The organism is Roseiarcus sp., from assembly GCF_052145395.1.
Classification (GTDB): domain Bacteria; phylum Pseudomonadota; class Alphaproteobacteria; order Rhizobiales; family Beijerinckiaceae; genus Roseiarcus.
In genome coordinates this window covers 1-3,249 of the sequence record NZ_JBKQOT010000833.1, presented here as the reverse complement: position 1 = coordinate 3,249, position 3,249 = coordinate 1, and the positions used below count along the sequence as shown (strand labels likewise).

The window sequence follows — 3,249 nt, the reverse complement described above, 5'->3', positions numbered from 1 at the left end:
ATCAAGGGATCAGCAGCGCTCTTCCTGGGGCGTGACGGCGCATGTGATCGAAGGCTTTGGGCGCGTCGCGAAGAGGCGCCCGGATTCCGATCGGAAGAGAGAGCCGGCCAAGTTCGACGAGCCTCGCCATTTCCGAAAGCGCTTCGCGTTCCGGCCGAAACAGAACCCACGCGTAATTGCGTGTTCTTCCAGGGAGAGCGGCCCGCATCTTCCTCTTTTGTTGGATTGTGCGGAGGGCGCCGGCGACCCAGCCCCCGTCGTCGAAGTTTTGCATCAGAGGGTGGACGGTGCTCGCCTGGCCCAGCGCGCCCTCTCGCAGGCACGAAAGCAAGTTCGCCTCATCTTCCCACGTGGCGAAGTTGAGTGTCGCGTCGAACGCGCCTCTCAAATTCGCGAATGGATTGCGTTCGCGTTCGACCGTTTTGGCGGCGCCCGCTTCGAGGCAGGCGGCCAGGTCCGGCGCCTTGGCGATGGCGGTCACGCGCGCTCCCCATTCGGAGAGGGTCTGCAAGGCCAGCGTTCCCAGGCCGCCGGCAGCGCCATGGATAAGAATTTTCTTTCCCTCGGCGTTCTGACGGGTGACGCCGGCCCGCGCCGCAGCCAGCCACATCGTGACGAAGCTGTAGGGCAAGGCGGCGAGGTCCTGAAGCTCTCGGTTCGCCGGCGCCTTCCGCGTGTGGCGGCCTTTACGAGCACATGGGAGGCGTGCGTTCCGTCTCTCGAAGGAGGCTTCACTCCGTAGACGCGCTCTCCGATAGCGAAGCCCGACGCGCGACCGGAGCCCACGGTGGCGACCGCGCCCGCGAAATCATTGCCGAGCGTCATCGGAAACCGTGACGCACCCATGAGAGACAGCAGCCTTCGGCCATAGCCGGCGGCGCGACGAACATCGATCGGGTTGACTGAAGCGGCCTCAACCGCAATCTCGATTTCATCCGGACCGGGGCCGCGGCGCGGGACTTCGCGAATATCGAAGCCGCCTCCCCCTTCGGGGCCGAGGCACATCGCAATCAGGCGGGTCTGCATGCTCGCTGTTTCCGGCTTCATCCCGCGATCACCTCCGACCGGAAAGCATAGCGGTCGAGAGCCTCTTTCATCTCCTCCGCCCCGGCGGCAGCCCTGACGATCGCCCTCAGGCCAACGTTGGGATCGCGCTCGACCGTGACGGACGTGACCGTCGCCCCGACGCGGTCGGCCTCGGTGCGGACGGTTTCCTCGATCTCGCGATCGACCAGCGTCGGCTTGAACAGTTTGCCCACGGCCGTCACCGGCAGCGACGGGGAGATCTTGATCCGCTTCGGGATCGCCGCCCGTTCGGGGATGGTCAGCGCGGCGTGCTCCAACAGTTCCTTTTCGGTGACCGTTGCGCCCGGCTTCGGCTGAACGTAGGCGACAGGCATCTCGCCGGCGTAGGCGTCAGGACTTCCGATCGCCGCAACCAGGTCGACGCCCGGATGGCTCGCCAGCGCCTCCTCGATGGTCCGGGGATCGATATTATGTCCTCCCCGAATGATCAGCTCCTTCTTGCGGCCGGTCAGCCAGAAATAACCGTTCGCGTCGCGTCGGCCGAGATCCCCGGTATTGAGCCAGCGCTCGCCGTCGATGTCGAGCCAAACGCCGGCGTTATGGCGGGGGTCGAGATAGCCCTTGAAGACATTGGGGCCGCTGATCGCGATAACGCCGACCTCGTCGACCTCCGCCATGCGTTGAAAGCGCCCGTCGCCGTCAAGCATGACGGCTTCCATCCGCTGATAGGGGATGGGTAGGCCGATCGAGCCCGCACGCCGCTCGCCGGCGGCCGGATTGACCGACGAAACACAGGCGCCTTCCGTGAGGCCGTAGCCTTCGAGAATCTTCACCCCCGTCTTTGCTTCGAACGCGCGGATGAGTGCCGACGGCATCGGCGCGGCGCCGCAGCCCGCGAACCGGAGACTGGAAATGTCGTTATCACCGACCGGCGTCTGCATCAGGGCTGCGTAAAGGGTCGGAACGCCCGAGAACATCGAAACGCGGTAGCGCGAGACGATCTCCCAGAAACGCGCGATGACGTTCTTTCCCCGATAGCCCTCGGGCGTGGCGATCACGACATGGTCGCCGCGCATCCACGGCTGAAGTCCGGTGACGAGCTGACCGTTCACATGGAACAAGGGCAAGCCGCAGAGGATGGTTCCGGGCGATCCGTCGGTCTCCATCGCCTTCGAAGCCGACCAGGAGTCGAACACCTCGTTCCGATGCGTCCGGACGGCGATCTTCGGCGCGCCTGTCGTTCCGCCGGTGCAGTAGTAGGAGGATATGTCGTCGGCCCTTATCGTGTGCGGCGGGACCAGCCGGTCGGAAGGCTGCTCGCGCATCGCTTCGCGCAAGTTGACGATCTTCAAGGGCGAGCCGGCCGCGGCATCCTCGATCGACGCGCGCGCGGCCCCCCGCTTCTCGCCGTCCAGGTAGTCGGCCATGTCGACGATGGCGATCGCGCTGAGGTCCGGAAGCGAGGCAAGCTGCTCGGCGAGACCTGACCACCCCTTGGGGTTCAAAGCCGGAGCGAGCGTGACGAGGATCGAAGCGCGGGCGAAGCGCAGGATGTCCGCGACCTGTCTCGGTTCGAGCATCGGATTGACGGCGAGCGCTGCGCCGGCGGCCTCGCCGCCCCAGATCGCGAAGTGGGTCTCGGGAAGGTTGGGCAGGACATAGGCCGCAGGGCGGTCGGCCGCAACCCCGAGGGCGGCGAAGAGGTTCGCCGCGCGCGTCACATCCGCGACGAGCTCGGCATAGGTCCAGGCATGCGCCTCGTCGAGCCGGTCGGCCGACAGAAAGAAGGAAAGCGCCTGGGCGTCAGGGTTTCGCTTCGAGGCGTCGACGAGGGCTGCATAGGAACTCTCGGGCAGCGCCCGCTCCGAGAGCGAAATGGCTTCGATGGCGGCGATGTCGGACTGGTTTCGGATTGGCACGTGAGGTTCCTCTGGAACAGTCGACTGCGGCGGCGCTGAGGCCGCCGACGGGGGAATCACCGCCATGGGCGGGCAGGCCTCGCGACGCTGCTTTTCAGCGCAAGCATCTTCTTGAGCCGCGGCCTGTCGCTGATCGCCAGCTTAAGCACGTTGAGGAGCCGCCGCGGCGTCAGGCGAGCGTCGATGAAGTCGTCGGGCAGGTCGGGGCCCCACTGATAGAGCCCGGCCCGGTCGAGCACGTGATAGCCTGGCGGCTGGGCGGCGTCGAACAGGTCTCCGTCGGCGTAGTGCTCGTGCTTCTGGC

At 66.1% G+C, this 3,249-nt stretch carries 4 protein-coding genes; all 4 read right to left on the bottom strand.

What is annotated here, in order from left to right; all coding sequences use genetic code 11:
* Position 1: 1 nt before the first annotated feature.
* Positions 2 to 481: a zinc-binding dehydrogenase gene (locus ACLP25_RS29065; RefSeq protein ID WP_442472571.1), complete on the bottom strand. Its 480-nt coding sequence runs from the start codon at positions 479 to 481 to the stop codon at positions 2 to 4.
* On the bottom strand, positions 478 to 1,005 hold the full coding sequence (locus ACLP25_RS29060) for an alcohol dehydrogenase catalytic domain-containing protein (RefSeq protein WP_442472572.1): 528 nt from the start codon (positions 1,003 to 1,005) through the stop codon (positions 478 to 480). The genes ACLP25_RS29065 and ACLP25_RS29060 overlap by 4 nt, the downstream gene beginning before the upstream one ends.
* Positions 1,006 to 1,043: 38 nt before the next feature.
* Positions 1,044 to 2,945: an acyl-CoA synthetase gene (locus ACLP25_RS29055; RefSeq protein ID WP_442472570.1), complete on the bottom strand. Its 1,902-nt coding sequence runs from the start codon at positions 2,943 to 2,945 to the stop codon at positions 1,044 to 1,046.
* 56 nt (positions 2,946 to 3,001) lie between these two features.
* On the bottom strand, positions 3,002 to 3,249 hold a 248-nt coding region (locus ACLP25_RS29050; RefSeq protein ID WP_442472569.1), incomplete at its 5' end, for a hypothetical protein.